The sequence below is a fragment of the Pseudoalteromonas thalassia genome, assembly GCF_049257215.1.
GTDB classification, from domain to species: Bacteria; Pseudomonadota; Gammaproteobacteria; order Enterobacterales; family Alteromonadaceae; genus Pseudoalteromonas; species Pseudoalteromonas lipolytica_C.
The window spans coordinates 31434-50594 of sequence record NZ_JBMMUE010000010.1 but is presented as its reverse complement, the minus strand read 5'-3'; the positions used below and the strand labels follow the sequence as shown (position 1 = coordinate 50594).

The following is a 19161-nucleotide window of genomic DNA, read 5'->3' as shown; positions in this document are numbered from 1 at the left end:
TGCGAATAACTGAAGCTAGGCATAACATCAAGCTGCCATTGTGTTACCGAGCATTTCATCTAAAAAATGCCAAATGACAGCTATTGCAACAGGGTGAAGCGGCAAACCAGTAGAATACTGGTCATAGACACGCGCACCCTTGAATGCAGGGCATTTTAATCCCTGCTTTAGCTCCTTTATCGTATGTAAATAAACTCGTAACTCATCTGCACCATAAAAGTCGATAACATCTCTATAAAATGCTCTTATCGAGGCTCTAGCAACATCAAGCTCAATATCGTCTTGCCTTATCCCCAAATAATATTGAACCCTTGAAGCGAGTTGCTGCTGCGATATACTTAACCGCCCATAAGCCATTTCTAAACAAAGTGACTCAACAGCAGGCATGCTCGGCGATGTAAGTATCATATCGCGATCAAACTCACTTCCGCATTTCATACAATGCCCATCTGGTGGTGGGATTGGCTGCTGTTTCAATTGGCCTATCTCATTTCCACATGAATTACACTTTGAGACCAACACACACTTGTGCTTCGAACAGTGTTTCACGCCGGGAACTTGGTGATCACGATGGTAATAAGGGATACCAAAGCTTTCGATATCCTCCTTTACACACTCAGAGCACCAACGCCAAGGTTGTGCCAGCTCACTACCTTTTATGTTAAAAGTAACGTTCTTTGAAAGACTGCGGTGATGTTCAAGCTCATCTTGAGAAATGGATGAATTGAGCATATTGAAGCATGTATGCTTAGCGTGAACATCACTAGGAGCCAGTTTTAACACTTCTATCAGCTTTTCAAAATCCCGACTAATGAATACGCCCGGAAGATGGCGATAGTGTGTTAATTGCCATTCCTGACGCATAGCACTAAAGTCCCTAAAGCTACTCATGACATATGAACGACCAACCAAACCAAACAAATCTTCGCCGGGGAGTAGTTTTTGTAACTGCTCCATTAAGAATTCTCCCGGATAACACTAGGTTTTGGACCTGAGCCTGATTTCAATAACGTTTTCGCTCCAATTTTTGCAGCAAGCTTTGCATCCATTACAGGTACTTTTGACCGTTTTGATTTAACTTTTACCTTACGCACTTTTTCTAACTCATTTTCGACTTTTGCGTCCGCTTCCTTGTCCGTGTCTGATATCGTTTGCTCCCTCTTGTCCTTATCCCGATTTTTTAACTCAGACTCAGATTCCGCCAACTGCTCAGAGACCTCTTTATTAATCTCAACTAAGTCGGCTAAGGGCGCTAAGTCTTCATATAAGTGGTACTTTTCATTTTTAAGAGCCTTTAAAGGCTTTTGAAGCGCCGAAAACTGCTGACGGAATACGTGAGATAAAGCCTTTATCGTCACGCCTTGCTGACCTTTGTCAAACTTAGACATATGAGTCAATGTTGCTCGCATTAAACTAATCGCGATAGCTGGGATACCTCGTGTGAGGGTATGCAGGTGACGCTTTAAGTGATCTTCAGGATCATGTTTTCCATCCAACAATTGACTTAGATTTATTTGGTTGAAGAATCTGTTCCAAAAGTCACCCTCCACATCAGCCCCTAACAATATAAGGCTTCCATCAATTAGAGTTCGGCGGCTTATAGTTACGTCTTTACCAAATAGCTTTAACGTCGATAACGTGCCAATGAAAAAGAGCGGTACGCCGATACGATTAAAGATTTCCTCGATAAACTTAATTGAGGTTTTTTCATTGCTAATCAGGGTTTTATTGTCCTTATCCGTAGCAACATTAGGTGCAATATTCTGCGCCTCATCAATAACTAATATACCAACATTGTGTTTAAGCATTAATTTACGAACTAAACGAATAAGATCATCAACTGAATCGCCATTTTTCACATCACGTGTTAAATATGGAATTTTAGTTGCGACTTGAATAGCTTCTATCACGGTCTTCAGAAATGCTTTTTGCCCCTTACGATTATGTATTTGCACATAGAGGTAAGGGATTTGATGCTCTTCAATTTCTATTTCATTACCATCAGGGTCGATGTAGGTTGAATGATAAAGCACTTGCTGTATTAGCTGTAATATACGAACCATCAAGGAAGTTTTTCCGGCTCCGCTTAGGCCAGCCAGCAAAAAGCTTCCGTTTGCTCTTAGCATAGAGTCTATGCTCTGACCCGTAATGGCTTTCAAGTGAATAGCCTCCTGCTGGTTTTTTCCATCTTGATGAACAGCCGTTATCATTTTGTTCTTAAATGCCGCATCAGCAGGGTTTCTATTTTTATACCCCGCCTCAATCATTCGACGCAGCTTCTCATATAAAGCGTAAACTTCATCACGAGCAATATAACATTCAGCCAAGTTATCTATGGCGCTTCGGATATAATAACTATGGTATTGAACAGGAACGTCGTTCAACGTTCCTAGTGGCCTAACACCGTCATCGCATGCCTTTTCAACTTCTTCCTGCAACATTGGGTATCCTAACCCTTCAATTAAAGGGTTGCCTTTGCAGCTAGGGTTTGGATGTGAAATATATGTAATATTTGTCATGTGAATTCTCCTATACTGCGACATTTTTACGTTTGTATGTTGGGTCTAAAAGCTCCTCCCCACCTACCACATGGGGATCTGGTGTTTCAGTGAAATTGGATGCATCTTCCATCGCTATTAACAAATGTTGATATTGAATTTGTTTTTCCATATCACCATGCGCTTTCTTTCTGTCTCTTACCGTTTTATCAGGGCTAACCGCTTGAGATTTTTTAAGTATGCGAAGCTCATCTTTAATAGCATTGTCCATTTCTTCTAGAGACATATTAAGAAGAACACGCTCACTAAAACGCTGTTCATCGAGGAGAGCCAGAAGGTGTTTCACTTGTTCTTGGTGAGCTAAAACCTGCGCCCATAGTCGATTTTTGTATTTGCAGCTTCTTTCAGTGATCTCCATTTGCATCACTTTATTTTTTTCCTCAGGATGACGACACCAGATATGATTAGAATTAACATCCGTGTATCGTATCTCTATTTCAAATCGACCGTCATTCTTAGCTTTATCAAGCCATTTAAGCTCCATTACTTCAGGGCTATTGTAAAATACTCCTCTGAACCTAACGCCTTTGTCAGTGACCATAGCGCGTTCCTTTTTCATTAACGCATACAAGAGCGTATCTTTAGACTTTTTAATGGGTGGAAAAATGGACTGTTTAAGACCCCAATTCCAAATATCACGAGGTGTTAAGCCAACCTCATCACGACACATTTCAAAATTGTGATTATCAACTCTCGATGCAGTGTTATTACGATGAATAATTTCTTTGATCAGACGCCGCATAAACTGATCATAGGTGTATACAGCACCTCTAGAAGCGTGAGCATTTTCCTTTTTAGGAGCCTTGTAAACCTTACCTTCATGCTGAGGTATCGCTTTTCCTTGAACAGTATCAAAAGCTTTTTCAACGGTTCCTTTACAATCACCGCGATGATAAGCGTTAAAATTCGCTGCTTTGATACCGATCTTACCTTTAAGCAAAGAAGTAATAGCGCTATGACCATTTTCTGTGCCTCTATCTAACGTTAGTTCTTTACAAATATCTGCGCAGGGCCAATCTTTATGCGTGATTTCAATCCCAAATTGTCTGCAAAATTCAACTTTGTCAGTAAACGCATTAAATAGTGCTTGTGACTCGGCGTGCCAATCTGGCCCATGAAAACAAACATGAACACCAACAATCATTGAGCTAACAACATCAATTACAAAGTAAATTGTTGGTCTTCCAATACTCAGTTGCTCATCATTTGAGTATTCGTAACGTATGTAGACATCAGCAGTTGTGCTATCGATTTCATAACGACTTCGTGGACCGCGTAAGCCATGAGCTGCTAACCCCGGTTTGCCAGCGTGATCTTTGTCATACAATATGCTGCCAGTTCGTCTACGAATAAACTCCAATGTACCAATGCATTTTTTAAGATAGCGCTTGAAAGCTCTCGGACTAATTAAACGGACCCGCGGCAATACAGCATAAAACTCTTCAGCAATATCATCGTCTTCAGCACCTTCTGGTCTAACAGCGACCACGCAGTATTCTTTACAGTAATCTTCATATAAATCCTGCAAGTTAACTTCTTGTAGCTCTTTAAGTTTTTTAGAGAACTCATAAATATTGTGTTTATCTTCAACTGTTATATATCGGAAGGGTTTACCATATTTAGTGTCTATGCCGGGTTTAGATTTAAGGCAAGTACTGCCATCTTTGTTGTAAATCGGCTTTTCGGGACCAACGTATTTTTTACCTAATTCTTCATAGTGAGGTAACAACGCATTCGGCACACTACCGTATCGGAAGTATCGATTAATTGACGCTTGAACCCACTTTCTGCTGCGTCCAGACTCTTTAATTAAGCGAGCTAAGATGCCACTAGGCTCACCATAAAAATATTGATCCAACTGATATGGGTCTTCCACTAAACTAGAAATTGCCAAATAAGCCGCATCACGTCTTTTTATCCAACTTGGCTTAAGTTCTGAATCATCAGCCATCAATAGATCCGAGTGATCATGCTCTTCCAGTTTTAATTCTTTTGAGGCCAACTTTTCCTGAACCCAAGCAAATGATTGAGCTTTAGGACGTTTAGGTGGATCGCACAACATATCTACAATAGCAACTTGCGCATGCTCTTGGCTCACGTCAACAATCAAATACTCAGCTGGATTTTTATTCGTACTAACTAGTTTCTGATTAAGCTGCATACTTCACCTCCACAGGATTAGCGATTAGAGGTCGAAATAATTCGATTTCCTGAAACAGGTCAATTTTCAAATCTTTAAAATACGCTGCTTTTTGGAATAAGGCTTGAGCATGGAACAAGTCCATACTTAGCTCATCAGAAACCTTTTCCAGAATGTTTCTCAACGTATAAACCGCGTACTTGTCTTCATATTGGCGAAACGTTTTAATGAATAATTGATAAAAGTCCTCACTGACATCCAGTAACTCTGCGTACTCGAAACATTCTCGGAGGTATTCTAAGTTGTAGATATAAATTGGTGAGTAACACTGCTCAGTCATTAACATCCACTCAATCTCTTCTCGATGCCAGTACTCTCGTTCAAGTTTTAACTTATCCCAAGCCCGATTTGCGGTTCTGGGGTTAGCTAAATAATCTAGAGATTGTTGGTACTTAAACGAGTAAACAACGACTTTTTCTTCATTGTTTGCTAAGCGGAACGTTACCACCAAATCAGATGTCATGGTTTTAGCTGGGATAATCCCGTCATGTTCAAAACGCTCTTTGTAAGCACCGGGATGCTTAATATTAAGCTCTGATGCCAAGTCCAGTGTTTCATTGAGCGGCAATGGAAACTGCTCTTTGATATCGATAACATTTGGCATAGCCTCAAGTAGAACAAATAACTGTCTTTCACCACGGCTGTATAAATGGATGGTTCGGTCGTTAAAACGATTTAAGATCTCCTGACCCTGACCATAAGTGTGAGACTGTCGAATTGTATTCCAAGGCTTGTACCCGTACTTTTCGACGTCATTGTGATATGCAATGATTTTATTCAACTCTTTTTGAGTGATTTCAGGCTGTTTTACAGTTTTCATAATTAACTCCTATAAATTTCATAAACTATAAATTCATAGCAGCTCACTTTTTATACAGCAAATTGCAATACTTCTTACAATTCAATACGTTATTTTATTACTTATTAATTATTCCAGCTCCTTACAAAGGAGTTGATTGAAAGACAATTCATTAGATATCAGTCAATTAAAAATACTTATTATACAAATATGTATAACTAACTAACGATTTCGAACAAACACGTCAAAAATTGACATTTTCTTAATTTTCATCACGTTAAGAAATTTCAATTTTTTTGCAAAAATTTCGTTATTAACTGTGTTTTGAGCTACAAAATAAGACCTCCAGCTAAATTGGAGGTCTCGCCAATATCCTTAATTAGTCGCCTAACAAGGCGATATCATCTAATAAAGGCATGCTTCCTTGCGACAATCCTTGTAATTCCCCGCAAATCGACATCATTTGATTAGTAATGCCACCGATTTGCCCTTCGCGTTTCTTCCAGATCCGCTGCATCGCTGATTTTTCCTTTTCCAGCTCCAAGCGCATTTGCTCTTGGTGATCGACTACCGCCTTAATACGCTGCACAAACTGCGTACTACAGATGTAGTCATAGAGCGCTTCCATTTGCTCATTTTTGCCTACGCTCACCGCTTTTTGGCGCTGAGCTTCGGTTAATACCGTTCTTAGGGCCTCTGATAGCCCTTTGGCTAACGCAGGCTTAACTAACCAAACGCCATCTTTCATTACCATTGGCTCTTCAATTCCCGCCGGGAACGCCGTAGAAACCAATACCGCAATATCTCCAGCCACTTCTTGCATGTCGGCCTTAAGCTTAGTGATCCAGCCATTTGACCAGTTCTCGGCACGCTTGGTCTCCCAAACAATCTTTCCGCAAACCGTACCTGTTCTTAATCGAACCGTTTGAATGACGTCCGCACCACGAGTGCCTTTTCCAACAGGGTCGATATCGTCTAACGGATACGCTTGAGCAAGTTCATGCTCTAGTTCAAGCTCTAGCACTTCTCCCTGAAGTTGCTGTGATCCCTGTTCCAATTTGCGCTTTAGATCTTCATTAGCCTTTGACGCATCGTCGATTTTCTTCCTAAGCTCAGCTTCTTTAAGCCTGAACTCATCACCAATCGATGCACGCAGCGATTCCTTTTCACTTTCAACACGACGAGCTAACTCAAGCTCCATATCCTTTTGCTTATCTTCAAGCTCAGTTTTAGCTTTGCGCAATGCAAGTTCTTGCTTGCGGAATTTTGCCAATTGCTCTTCTTTGGATTTCAAAGACTCTTCCAAAGCATCATGCTCAAGTTTGACCGACTCCCGGATCGTGTCTTCCGCCTTTTTCTTCTCTTCAGCAATTCTTGCTTGCAATGATTTAGCACTATCTTGGCTTTCAGCAAGCTGCTCTTGAAGCGTCTCAATCTGCTTCTTAAATGTTTTCGCAATAGACTTTTCAGCATCTTTTGCGGCTTGCTCTTGAAGGCTAACCAGCTCTTTACTGAGCAGTTGCTGATATTCATCTTCGTGTTTTTCAATCAGGTGTTTCGCAACAGCCTCTTTGATTGGGAATTCACTGTTACAGTGCGGACAAGCAATTTGGTCGTCGGCGTTAAGAATGATTTTTGAGTTCATGGCAAAATCTCACAATAGTTAAACACATGCCAACTATTACAATCTTGATGCCAAAAGTTATCCTGTTGAATTTATTGACTTTTACTAAAATCAAAAAAAGAAAATAGTAAGAATATTTATATTTTGGTAACTATAATTACCTTTAAATTGTAAATGAAACACCACTACGAAATTTTTTATAACGATATGAAAATTAAATAGATCTATGCCGTTCAAATGATTGGCTGTAGTGCAGAGCAAACGAAATGATTTTGGGGATCAGTTGGCTTGAGGTTGCAGTAAGTAAATGACTTTGTTACTTACTGCTAAATAAGAAGTAGTTGGTATTGGTTGATTCGAATGGAACTACTGACTGTAACTCTGATTGATTTTTTTGATCCGCTCCTGATATAGCTTATCAAGAGCTGCATCTATAGTAAGAGTGTCGTTTTGTTTTCTATAGATTTCTACCGTATGCATAACAAATTTAATGTTCTGTTTATGCTCATCAGCAAAAGCTTTGCACTTCTGCTTCAGTTCTTTTTCATATAACTTTTGAGCCATCAACTCTTGGAAAGAGCGAATGGCGGCGTCAAAGTCATTATTGTGCTCAGCATACAAGTCTCTGAGTTTAGCTTTTGGAATTCGAAATGCTTTGCTGCCATAATCGAGCGCATCCCGGAAACTGTCATATGGTTCACCAAATATGGTAAACCTTTTGTCACTTACATAATGAGCTGAGTGCTTTTCGCCATCAGCCTCAAATTCAAAGCCTTTAAACTTGTATCTCTCATATGATTCCTTTCCAAGTTCTAAGCCTGCTTTCACGCTTCTTTGAAGTTGGTAATCAAGCTGTTCTAACTCATCATGTTCCCACATTTCATAAATTCGAATCGCTTTTTGGTATTTTCGGGCTAATTTACCTTTAACATTATCAACGCGCTGACCTAATAAGCTGCTCTTATCGTTTTTTAAAAAATCAAAACACTCTTGGCAGCTAGGAACGCGATAAAAGTCTGCATCCTCTCTGGTTTTCAAATAGAATTCAGCAAATTTAAGTGGAGGGGCCAAATCATACTTAGTCGCAATGCAGCCACAGTAAAAACATGTATTATAGTCTTTGGCATGAACCGCACTCATTTGCCGATATAATTCGGTTTCATCATGCATAGCTAAGCCTCTTCTTCAACTTTTTGGAAGTGATTACCTTCCAAAATATTGCCTTTAGCTATTTGCACCTTGGCAGTTCTCTCTTTTTCTGAGGTTCTTAATGGACAGTAGTTCCCTCTTTTGAAGATTAGAAGCAAAGTGTCATCTGGTTCAACACCAAACCAATTACATACGTCATGAACATCTTCTTCCGTCATGCAACGCTTGTCTGTTACTCTTCGTGAGCGGTTATATACACTGAAGATTTTAACTGCTACTTCTTTATCCGATGTTTTTTCGTTACCACCGGGTGTGACAGCTAGATTGAATTCGACATCTTCACCGACATTTAATTTTTCGGTTAAGTTCAATGCTCGCTCCCACATTGTACCGAGAGCTAATGCCTTTTCAGGGTTATCATAAGTATCACCATTAACCCAGTGCGCTTTAATCCATTTATAACCTCGCAGTGAGCGAGAGCTTTTGGGCGCAATGGGACTGTCTTTTAGATACACTTGCCTAATCGCATCAATAGCTTGTAATACTGTTTCATCGTTGGTGTAAGTACGAAAGTCAAAATCTGGATCATGCAACTTAGCAGGAATGGCATAATAACCATCAGTTAAAAATGTTTGAGAGTCGTTTAGCTTTTTACGACCTTTCAACTCGCCATTTTTAGACACTCTTGCGCCAACATCCAACCCTTTAACTTCATAGCTTTTACAAATATCGTTGTATTTGTCTCTAAGCCCTTTAATGTTACCAGTTGCTTGTTTAGAGCATGTTTGTTCTAGATATGAGAGTAACTCACCATATGCTTGAGTCGCATCTAAATTAGTGAAGTGGATTGCTTTTCTGTTGGTGTGGTATCCACAAGCTCGACCAATATTGGCTTGTACGACAGCAGCAATGTTAGACACGGTACTGTCCCAAGTAGCAATAATGTTCTTCTTCATGTCGAGGCCAAAGTTTATTCCAGCTCGACACCCTGCAACTGTTATAGCGATAACTTTTTGCCCAAACTCCATTGCTGTTTTATATTCGTCTTTGAAGTCATCAATTGATGTATGCTCTTCTTCAGGCACACCAGATAATTTCTTACCTAAAATAAATATATTATCCTCAGGCACACAATACTCAGCCAGAAAACGTTTAGCTTCCATTGCCGTGCCTGCTGGAACCCTAACTAAAGCCCAGCCTTCACCTTCATAATTGTTAAAGTGATTTATAAAAACGTCTTGTGCATCTGATTTAAACTGAATATTGCGAGTTCTACTTTCTAAGTCGATGACTTGGCCTTCAGCCAGCATCTCTCTGACCCCAAAGTAATCATCACTGGTTCGATGGAAAACGAGTTTGGTGGGTATGCCCCTATTTATTAATGAGTCGCCTTCAGTTGCCAGTAAAGCACTTAACGGTGTCGCAGATATAAATACAACTCGACAGTCGGTATTTTCATTCTGAAGGTAATCAAATAGCGCTTCATACCTAACAGATGTATCGCCAGAGCCATAATGACACTCATCCACGATGATTAGTTTAGGATCTTGGCGTCTGAAGTTCTTTTCTATGTCTGCAAGAAAATGGACTAAGTTCGAAACCACAACATTACTCGCAGGTTTCAAATCTTCTTTGGCTTGTGCTAACAAAGAGGTGTCCGCCATTGTCATGACGTATAGCGTATCTTTTAAATATTTCGAGTTACAGATATCTTCATCACTGAGGCTGTTACGTTGGTAACATGCGGTAGCTAATGCGACACCTGACTTTCCTGCTTGCATCTCAGCAGCCATTATTACAGCTCGCGTTTCACCCTGTAGAGCTAAGTAGGTATTGCGTGCAGCATCTCGTTGATGTTTGAATACACTTGGTTCACTAAGCAGTCTTTCTATTTTGGCGCGGTGTTGTTCAGCTTTGTTTTTCATATTAATCCCTCATTAGTAGGCTAAAAGACAATTACAAAGTTGCAACAGTCAAGCCAATCCATAACCCATTGTTTCAAAAGTAAATGATAAATTTACGAATACATTTTAAGTAATATTTATACCTAAAATATAATTTTTGTTACTTTTTTAAATTCTCATCTAAGTGCCTGTAACACTAATTACGTTATCATTTGTGTCATCTTTAGCTGAAAAATATCTAAAATGTTCAGTTCTTGCAGATTCAGATAAACGGTCAATGTTAACCGCCAGCGCTGTAGCATATTCAGCCTCATCTAAGCCGTGACCAAATGAGTACCCTACATTTTTAGTCAGAATAAATCGGTCATGCATTTGCGGTCGCTGCCACATAAATAACTTAACGGTAAACCCTGTTGATAATAATGGCTTAATTACTTGTTGAAGGTTTAAAACATGGGATGCTCTATCAGCACCTCTGTCCGTTGTATGAATAATTATCGATTTACAACGCCCTTGTTCCATTTTCCTGATAAAAGCCATAAGGGGACTAACAAAACGATTATCGGCTGCTGAAAAGTAAGGATCGACATAGAATACCGTTGTAGCTAAAATTAATGACCGCTCAATTGCCCCTGATAAATCAACGGCTGTTCGAGGAACCGATATCGAACTGTCAATTTCCCAGTTGTTAGGAAAATTCATTAATAAATTACTGTAGTCAAATATCTGATTTTCGGCGCAATAACTAGAAGACATTATTCCATTTAGTTCAGTTTGCGCTTTGATGTGCAGCGCTTGTTCCAACCAAGGTTCAATTGCTCTAGGAATCGTATATCCACTGATAAGAGACGCATTATTTATTTTGGTCAATTTATCTAAAACATTTCGCTTTGCGTTTGGAAGCAAGCCTAATGCCGCAACCTTCCGCTTTTGTTCATCAAACCAGTTTCGAGGCACAGCCGCTATAACCCTGCCATTCTCAGCGTGAAAGTCCGTTAAAAACCGTTGAAGTGAATCTAGGTTTCTATAAATAGCATCGGGATCTATCGCATATTCTCTAAGCATCCTTACTGCTCCTCGTAACGCTCTTCAAAGAAACCATCCGGCCAATCCTTAGTAAAGTCACCATCTTCTGTAACCTCATAGTGAATTACCTTAACGCCATCATCTGATGGGTTTAGGTAAACTACCGAAACATCTTTAGGTCCAATCTTTTTCTCTTGTGTATTTTCGCCAAAATGAGTTTCCCTGATTCGACGCAGTAATCTCAGAATTAGGTGTTCACTATGTGTCTCTATTAGAAAACTTGCTTTAGAGTTAACTTGAGTTAACAAGTCGCCAAGCTCAGTTTGAATTCTAGGGTGAATATGAAGCTCAGGTTGCTCTATTGCTACAATTCCTTTTCTTACTGTATTAGCTGCTACAACCAAAGGTATTACTTGAGAAATGCCAACCCCCAACTCAGAAGGCCACACTGGTAAACTAGAATTTTCATCAAACAGAAAAGGAGCTTGAGTTACTATGTCAGCAGATGGCATGTCATTTGGATGTGTAACTCTACAACCTGAACCTAAACGATTTAGCCATGTGGATACATTTGTACTTAGTTCGCTTCTGTCTGCTGCCAGCAAATCCCATGCAGCTCGCCCGTCATACCAGTCTTTTTGTTCGGTTTCTGACTTAGTAATAAAATTTGGATCAGGTACAGTGCGCAGGGGGCCAATGTTCGCACTTTGTTCAAGTATTGCGAGTAAGTTATCTAATGGTGCTACAAATATTTCGGTAAAGACCGACTGCATTTGCGCATAATTTAAGTATTCTGCATTAATCCCTATGTCAGGTTTATAGATACCTGCTATATCCATAAATTGATTCAAGTCTGGTAACCCGACCTTCCTACAATTTACAGAAATTGGCATGATAGAGTAATCATCAAGAGGGTGGTATTCCCTCTTTTGATATTGATCTAACTCATCATAGCTTTTTGGACGAATTACAGTGTCAGATTTCTCTTCCAAGTAGAATTGAAAGAAAGAATTACAGCCGTTATCTTCAACAACAAAATTATCAATCTTTGAGTCGTGTTCGAGTGCTTCGGGAGAAATTGGATAATCTGTATTTTCTATAACATTTAACCATTCCTTATGGTTTTCAGGGCGGAGTAATGAGTGTTTAAAATTCAATCTGGATATTGAAGAACCACTTTGATTCAAATCGGAAGATAACTCACCTAAGAAGTTTCCATCGCTCCATACCCTGTATGACTTAATTTTGGCACTATTAATGATGTCGGACCAAGCAATTGTGAACTCAAGCTCAATCTTTTCACTATTCTCTACCACTGAAGGCATAAGGAATGCTTGCTCATCTAACAATAGAGAGTCATCATCAATGATTGCTTGAGTCAGTTCTGATGCTTCCGATAAATAGCTTTTTCCAATTAAGCCTAATTTATCCAATTCAACTTTAATAATAATATCGTTGGAAAGATCTTTTCCATGCACTAAAGATAAAAAGCCACCAAGTTGTTTTGACTTTAGTGCATTTATCCTTGATGGATTTGCCTGCCCCTTAGAAAGAATCTCTTGAAGGTAAAACAGCGATAGAATTACAGAGCTTTTACCAACACTATTCGGGCCAAACAATAAGGTTACTGGCGCGAACTCTATGGTTTGCTCTTGCTTAAATGATTTAAAGTTCGTTAACGATAATTTTGTTATTCTCATATGATTATTATTGAGCTAGCTGCTCACTTCCTTGTTTATTAATTACAGTTTACCAGCAAATGCCTTTTGACTTAGCGACTCAAACAATCCCAAAGTTGAGTACTTCTCAACAATTTCAGTTTTGAGTTTAGAAACAGTTATAAACTTGTTTTGCAGCTCTGTAGGCGGCAAGGGTATTTCCATTTCTTTTATCTGACTAGTCGTTAAATTTTGAAAGATAGCACCTGCTTGTCTAGTCGAATGTGTAACTTTAAGAAACATCATTAATTCTTGAAGAAACTCGGGCTTTACTTTTTCCTCATCCAACTCATTAAATGCAATAAAACCATCGTGTATACATGCGTCTATCGCAAGAATAGATGTTAGACCTACGTTTCCACTTACAGCCATAACTACAGTTCCTTTCGAAGTAAACCTGCTTTTTTTCGCTCCCTCCACAGTCAAGCTATCGATCATAGGCGTAACATATTTTCCGTCTCTAGTGAGATCTGCAACCATTAACCTTGGAACTCCCGGCCCATAATATTTAGGATCTCCTTTTGGTCGAGGAGAACTTCCTCTAACTATTTTGCAAATATTATCAATTCTTGATACTGGAAACTTCTTCGGGTTAGAAACAGGGTCTCCGAACATATCGAGGAATACGCTGCGGAGGAAATCGTCGGCGAGTTCGATGGCTTGTTGGCGTTTGCGGCTCAAACTGTCGGCTTTATCCAAAATCGCAGCAATTCGTTGTTGTTCATTGAGTGGTGGAAGTGGGATTTCTAGCTCTCGAATCTGTTCTGTTGTAAGGTTCTTAAAAATAGCTCCTGTTGCTGAGGCTGAAAATCGCTCCTTAGTAGCGTTCATAAAATGAAATAAATAATCTTTATTGACCTTAGATTCATCTAATTCTCTTAATCCCGCAAAACCATCGTGAATACATGCATCAATTGCCAAAATCAATGCCTGACCGGGTTGTCCGCTAACAGCGATTATAAAGTCACCTTTTTTCATAGGGCGACTTTTCTCTGCTCCTGCTTCTGTCAAAAAGTCTATTTTTGGGGTAACAAACTTTCCGTCTCTTGTAACATCGCTCACCATTAATCTAGGTACATTTCCCCCATAGTACTTGGGGTCTCCCTTGGGACGAGGACTGCTTCCGCGAACAACCTTACACAGTGTCCCCAGTTTAACTAAAGGCCAACTCACAGCATTTTCTCCAGATCTTTTAAGTCAGCTAATATTTCGTTTTCTAAGCTAACTAAATTTGCCAGAATATCTTTTGGATCGTCATGCTCTTCCTGTAGATAAACCACTTCTTTATAACGATTAATCGACAGGTCGTATTTATTAGAAACAATCTCGTCTTTACTTACCCAAAATGCTTTTTTAGTTTTATCGTTGGCTTCAGTGCCTGCAACAGCTTTATCACGGGCTTTAAACTTGGCTACTAAATCAGGAAGATCATTATCTTTAATCGGTGTGCGTTTATCATCTAGTGAGAAGCCATCAGCTTGTAAATCGTAAAACCAAACATGATCCGTTTGAGAGCCTTTGGTAATAAAAAGAACAGCCGTAGAAACCCCAGCGTATGGTTTAAATACACCGGATGGCAATGAAACAACACCTTGCAGTTCATTATTTTCAACTATGTGTTTACGTAATTGTTGATGTGCATTTGATGAACCAAATAGTACGCCATCAGGCACGATAATCGCCGCTTTACCACCGTTTTTAAGTAAACGAAGAATTTGTGCGACAAACAATAGCTCTGTCTTTTTGGTTTTCACCATGCGTAATATAGCCGGGTCAACGTCTTCCTCATCCAGTGAGCCTTTGAACGGTGGGTTGGCTGCGCATATGGTATAAGAGTCTTTACTTTGTGTTGGAAAACGCTCTGTAAAGCTGCCACTTAATGTGTCTTGGTAATGAATATCAGGCTCAGTCACGCCATGCATTACTAAATTCATCGCGGCGATACGTAACATGGTGGTATCAAAATCGAAGCCATGAAACATATCGGTGTTTACATGATCACGATGCTCAACCAGCAAATCACCACTAAAGATTTTTACCTTTTGCTCTTCGCCTTTTTCATTCACTAATGTTTCAGTATGGATACCTTCTGGTGAGGTGTATTTCTCCATTAAATACTCATAGGCCACCGTTAAGAATCCGGCTGTGCCACAGCTAGGGTCGATAATGCGATCTTCATGGGTAGGGTCTAGCATTTCGATCATGGCGCGAATGATATGGCGCGGTGTTCTAAACTGACCATTAATGCCTGCTGTTGTTAGCTTACTTAGAAGATATTCATATAAATCACCTTTGGTATCGCTGTCTTCCAATGGCAATTTGTTGATCATCTCAACTGCGGATTCCATTAACGTTGGTTTTTGGATCATGCATTGTGCGTCTTTCATAAATTCAGCAAACAATGAACCTTCACCCGAAGTGCTTTTGAAATGAGGAAATACCTCATCACGCACCACTTTTAACATGCTGTCTTTATCTTGGTGGATGAAGCGGTGCCAACGAATATGTTGTTGGTCTTCACTAAAACGGCGCTTGAACTCTCCACCTCTTAACTTTTGGCGTTTTTCATCGCGCTGCTCATGTAAGTCGAGCAAACGGGCATACATTAAAAAAGTGATTTGTTCGATTACGGTCAGAGGGTTAGCGATACCGCCCGTCCAGAACTCTTCCCATAACTTGTCAATATCGCTTTTTAATTTACCAGTGATCATAGTGTTCTCTTTTCAATTCTAATTAGTCTTTAAAAGACGTATCTAATTTGTTTAACGGTGTTGGTAGCTCTAATGACTTTAATAATGAAAAAACGTCATCTTCGCCGCTACCAAGCACACCTTCATATATTCTGTTGTATGGCGCTTTGTCTAAATCAGCCATTTTAATACCGCCGCTTCTGGCAATCTGCCCAACCAACATATCGATGATACGCATCGCCTGAGGTGGCATACGGTGGTTTTGCAATAAAGCCGTGAAACTCTGTTCAATATATTTAGCATCCATGCCAACAATACTGCGGAGCAACTTGTCTAGTGGCTCAGTGGTGTCCGGGTAAAACGTTTTAAGGGTTTCAAGATCTAAATCTGCGTATTTGGCATGAATAACGCCATTGAGTTGCACAATTTCATCTTCAGTAACAGGTTGCCCATTTCTGATTTTTTGAATAACTGGATCACTCTCAAAAATCGGCTCTAATGCTTCCTGCACTTTTTGCTGATAGATTTTGTAATCAACCGTGTGAATGTTCGTTGCTCTCGCTTTGTATTCTGTCTCAGCGTCATCCTCTAGCACATCCGTATATTTAGGGCCGGGATTTGGCGGTAGAATTTCACCTTCTAGTAAATACATGACTTCTCTTAACGCAATACGATGTAACTCTAGCTCATCAAATGTGATGCTGTGCCAATTATTGTCATCCATCAGAAACTTGATTTCAGCGGCTTTGGCTTGCACTTGAGCTGTATTTTTAGGTAAGCGTTCTAACACACCTTTAATTTCAAATTTAAGCTCACCAATTGCTTGAGGATTTTTTAATAATTCTGTTTGTGTTTGAGCAATTAAACAATCCCAACGAAGTGCTTTACTTTGCCCACGAATATCAAGCCAGTTCATCAATGGCGCAATTTCGCTTTCAAGTAGTGCAACTGTTGGCTTAGCAAACTGCTTTAACAGCTTAGTATCTGACATTTGTTCAACGATTTGCCAATTGTCACGTACATTAATGTTCTTAGTATCTAAGGCTGTTATGTCTTGTTGAATTAACTTAATTACTGTTTCAAACGCAGGGATTTCTAGTTTATTTAGCGCAGTTGACGCTAGTACCATTCTTAACTCGAAACGCTTTTGCGCCAGTGATTTGCTATTAGTTGGCTCGACTTCTTCGTATTCAAATTCGAAGTAATCAAAATTGTTCCAGTGATCAAAAATTAAGAAGCGCGTTTTATGTTTTCCATTACCAAATAAGTTTTCACATAGGCGTGTACCACGGCCTATCATTTGCCAGAACTTAACCTTCGATTTTACAGGTTTGGCAAAAACAAGATTTACCACACTTGGCACATCAATCCCGGTATCTAACATATCAACTGATATCGCCAGCGTTATTGGGTCTGGTAACGAAGGATCTTTCGCCTTTTCTTCCTCAGTCACCTTAAACTGGTCGATCAATGCTTCTGCTCTCGGCTCATCTGAGTGAATAACTTCACAAAAGCCGTTACTTAGCTCTGGATACATTTCATCGAACAGTTCTTTAAGCAAACGAGCGTGATCGATTCTTCTGGCAAAGATAATCGACTTACCAATTAATTGATTGTCTTTGTCCTTAATACCATTTTCCATTAAATTTCGGAGTACTTTACGGTTGGTATCTTTGTTTAAGATAGCCTTATCAATGTCTTTTGAGTCAAACTCAAATTCGTTGGGGTCTTCGCCTTGATCTTCTAACTCTGCAATTTGCTCGTTAGTTAAAGACCGTTGATTAATACCATCTCGCATAAACTTGGTTGTCATCGAGACAATTTCATACGGCACAAGATGATCTTCTGATATTGCTTTTTCTAACGGATAGTTAGCAGTTGGGTCTTTATAACCGCAATCAAACAATTGACAAGTTGAGCGCGAGACCATTTCTACAGGCGTTGCGGTTAAACCAACTTGTAAACAATCAAAGTATTTAAAAATATTGCCAAATACGTTGTAGATTGAACGATGCGACTCATCTGCAACAATTAAATCGAAGTAACCAACGTCAAACTTTTCATAGATCCCCATCATGCCCGGATAGGTGGCAATGAATATACGCGCTGTGCTTTCGTATTTTTTATCACTCTTTCCTACAACATAAGGCTTAACACCTAAGAACTCGACAAAAGCTTGGTCAGCTTGTTTACGCAATTCTTTTCTGTCACATAAGAACAGGATACGCTTTGCCCATTTCGCGTCTTGCAAGGATTTAGTTAGTGCAATTGAGACACGAGTTTTGCCCGTACCCGTTGCCTGAACAACTAATGCTTTTCTACGTTTTTTCTCAAACGTATCATGTACGCGAGATATGGTCTCTAACTGATAACGACGACCTGCAATGCCTGCATCGATAGTGACATCTGATAGCTTTTTCTTTTCTACTCGCTGGAACTTAACTAAATGTTGCAATGAGCTTTTTGAGTAGTATCCATAGATCTTTCTAGGCGGGTAATCTTGATCATCATCCCATATATAGATGTCATGTCCATTGGTGTAAAAAATGACTGGTCGCTGCCCATGTTCCTTTTCTAAACCATCGGCATAATCTTTCGCTTGCTTCTTGCCTATGCGAGCATCTTTTGACGTTTTCTTGGCCTCAACAACAGCCAAAGGCAGTCCATCGTCATCCCACAGAACATAATCTACAGACCCATTACCTGAATCAGTAGGTTGATACTTAACTGGTACTTCTTGTCCAACTTCGTCTGTTGATACTTCATTTTCTGCAACATCCCAGCCTACTTCACGCAATTCCATATCAATAAGGTATTTTCGCGTTTCCGCCTCGTTGAAATCCAGCGTTTTAGAGATAGATTGACTGTTTGTTGTAAAGGCTTCAAATACTGGCTCATCACGAGTAGCTGTTGCTTGTTTCGATTCAGCTAATATTCTTTCGTTTACTAGGCGCTGTTCTTCTAACTCAGCCATTGCTTGCTGATAAAGGGCGTCACTCTTTTCTAATTTTTTCTTTAATTTGCTCGCCGCTGAAATATCGGTATTAAACTCAATAAATTCAGGAACCGTATCAGCTTTGACATTGTGGTAACTACAAAAAAACCATGCCCCTAGTTGGTATGACTGTTTAACGCCAAACATAGCATCTTTGTCAGTGCCTTTGTTTTCATGAGCAGCCTTATTACCCAATGTTTTAATAGCATGAAATTTATCTAAAACAGGTGCTGAAGCTAGTTGTATGAAGTCTTCACCGATTAACTTTTCGTGGAATGAAGCTTTTGGCAAACATGGTAAGTTCAATTTACGGTAAATAAAGTTCACCATAAATTCGCTGAATGAACGCAGCTTAATTAGCGCACTTTGGGGGTCGCTAAAAGCGTATTCTTCAGCGTAAGCACCAAAGTCGGCTAATTCAGGCCAGTCTTTTCTTAAGAACTCAAAATTCATTGATTGCTTCATTCCTAGTTATTCCTTATTTCCTATAATCGCAAT

12 protein-coding genes are annotated in these 19161 nt (G+C 39.6%); all 12 read right to left on the bottom strand.

The features are described from left to right. Positions 1–27: 27 nt before the first annotated feature. On the bottom strand, positions 28–957 hold the full coding sequence (locus tag AAEU31_RS12805; RefSeq protein ID WP_421967388.1) for a TniQ family protein: 930 nt from the start codon (positions 955–957) through the stop codon (positions 28–30). Continuing rightward, entirely contained in the window at positions 957–2519 is a 1563-nt protein-coding gene (locus AAEU31_RS12800) for an ATP-binding protein (protein ID WP_421967387.1), read from the bottom strand. Before AAEU31_RS12800 ends, AAEU31_RS12805 begins: the two co-directional genes overlap by 1 nt. 10 nt (positions 2520–2529) lie before the next feature. Continuing rightward, positions 2530–4719 carry a TnsB C-terminal domain-containing protein gene (locus tag AAEU31_RS12795; protein WP_421967386.1) on the bottom strand — a complete coding sequence of 730 codons (2190 nt, stop codon included), beginning with the start codon at positions 4717–4719 and terminating at the stop codon, positions 2530–2532. Further along, on the bottom strand, positions 4709–5578 hold the full coding sequence (locus tag AAEU31_RS12790; RefSeq protein WP_421967385.1) for a TnsA endonuclease N-terminal domain-containing protein: 870 nt from the start codon (positions 5576–5578) through the stop codon (positions 4709–4711). Before AAEU31_RS12790 ends, AAEU31_RS12795 begins: the two co-directional genes overlap by 11 nt. Before the next feature lie 358 nt (positions 5579–5936). Continuing rightward, positions 5937–7202: a DUF2130 domain-containing protein gene (locus AAEU31_RS12785; RefSeq protein ID WP_421967384.1), complete on the bottom strand. Its 1266-nt coding sequence runs from the start codon at positions 7200–7202 to the stop codon at positions 5937–5939. Positions 7203–7547: 345 nt separating this feature from the next. Next, on the bottom strand, positions 7548–8351 hold the full coding sequence (locus AAEU31_RS12780) for a hypothetical protein (protein ID WP_421967383.1): 804 nt from the start codon (positions 8349–8351) through the stop codon (positions 7548–7550). A 2-nt stretch (positions 8352–8353) separates the two neighbouring features. Next, positions 8354–10255, bottom strand: a complete 1902-nt coding sequence (locus tag AAEU31_RS12775; RefSeq protein WP_421967382.1) for a DEAD/DEAH box helicase family protein — start codon at positions 10253–10255, stop codon at positions 8354–8356. 159 nt (positions 10256–10414) lie between these two features. Beyond that, on the bottom strand, positions 10415–11299 hold the full coding sequence (locus AAEU31_RS12770) for a hypothetical protein (RefSeq protein WP_421967381.1): 885 nt from the start codon (positions 11297–11299) through the stop codon (positions 10415–10417). Positions 11300–11301: 2 nt separating this feature from the next. Beyond that, positions 11302–12960: an AAA family ATPase gene (locus AAEU31_RS12765; protein ID WP_421967380.1), complete on the bottom strand. Its 1659-nt coding sequence runs from the start codon at positions 12958–12960 to the stop codon at positions 11302–11304. 42 nt (positions 12961–13002) lie between these two features. Further along, entirely contained in the window at positions 13003–14151 is a 1149-nt protein-coding gene (locus AAEU31_RS12760; RefSeq protein WP_421967379.1) for a restriction endonuclease subunit S, read from the bottom strand. Beyond that, positions 14148–15689 (bottom strand): class I SAM-dependent DNA methyltransferase, encoded by a 1542-nt coding sequence (locus AAEU31_RS12755; RefSeq protein WP_421967378.1) that lies wholly within the window; start codon positions 15687–15689, stop codon positions 14148–14150. The genes AAEU31_RS12760 and AAEU31_RS12755 overlap by 4 nt, the downstream gene beginning before the upstream one ends. A gap of 22 nt (positions 15690–15711) precedes the next feature. After that, positions 15712–19128, bottom strand: a complete 3417-nt coding sequence (locus tag AAEU31_RS12750) for a DEAD/DEAH box helicase family protein (protein WP_421967377.1) — start codon at positions 19126–19128, stop codon at positions 15712–15714. Positions 19129–19161 lie beyond the last annotated feature (33 nt).